Genomic DNA, 958 nt, shown 5'->3' with positions numbered 1-958 from the left:
TTTATGGGGTGACTGCGTACCTTTTGTATAATGGGTCAGCGACTTATATTTTGTAGCAAGGTTAACCGAATAGGGGAGCCGTAGGGAAACCGAGTCTTAACTGGGCGTCAAGTTGCAAGGTATAGACCCGAAACCCGGTGATCTAGCCATGGGCAGGTTGAAGGTTGGGTAACACTAACTGGAGGACCGAACCGACTAATGTTGAAAAATTAGCGGATGACTTGTGGCTGGGGGTGAAAGGCCAATCAAACCGGGAGATAGCTGGTTCTCCCCGAAAGCTATTTAGGTAGCGCCTCGTGAACTCATCTTCGGGGGTAGAGCACTGTTTCGACTAGGGGGTCATCCCGACTTACCAACTCGATGCAAACTACGAATACCGAAGAATGTTATCACGGGAGACACACGGCGGGTGCTAACGTCCGTCGTGAAGAGGGAAACAACCCAGACCGCCAGCTAAGGTCCCAAAGTCATAGTTAAGTGGGAAACGATGTGGGAAGGCATAGACAGCCAGGATGTTGGCTTAGAAGCAGCCATCATTTAAAGAAAGCGTAATAGCTCACTGGTCGAGTCGGCCTGCGCGGAAGATGTAACGGGGCTAAACTATGCACCGAAGCTGCGGCAGCGACACTTAGGTGTTGTTGGGTAGGGGAGCGTTCTGTAAGCCTGTGAAGGTGACCTGTGAGGGTTGCTGGAGGTATCAGAAGTGCGAATGCTGACATAAGTAACGATAAAGCGGGTGAAAAACCCGCTCGCCGGAAGACCAAGGGTTCCTGTCCAACGTTAATCGGGGCAGGGTGAGTCGACCCCTAAGGCGAGGCCGAAAGGCGTAGTCGATGGGAAACAGGTTAATATTCCTGTACTCGGTGTTACTGCGAAGGGGGGACGGAGAAGGCTAGGCTATCCGGGCGACGGTTGTCCCGGTTTAAGCGTGTAGGGGGTGTGACTTGGTAAATCCGGT

At 52.4% G+C, this 958-nt stretch carries 1 rRNA gene; it reads left to right on the top strand.

Annotation, left to right across the window (positions count from 1 at the left end):
• A 23S ribosomal RNA gene (locus HMPREF3091_RS10560) occupies positions 1-958 on the top strand; the annotation flags it as partial.

Origin of the sequence: Hafnia sp. HMSC23F03 (assembly GCF_001816025.1) — a bacterium.
Taxonomy (GTDB): Bacteria; Pseudomonadota; Gammaproteobacteria; order Enterobacterales; family Enterobacteriaceae; genus Hafnia; species Hafnia paralvei.
The sequence above is the reverse complement of the archived record's forward strand: the minus strand, read 5'-3'. Positions and strand labels throughout refer to the sequence as shown.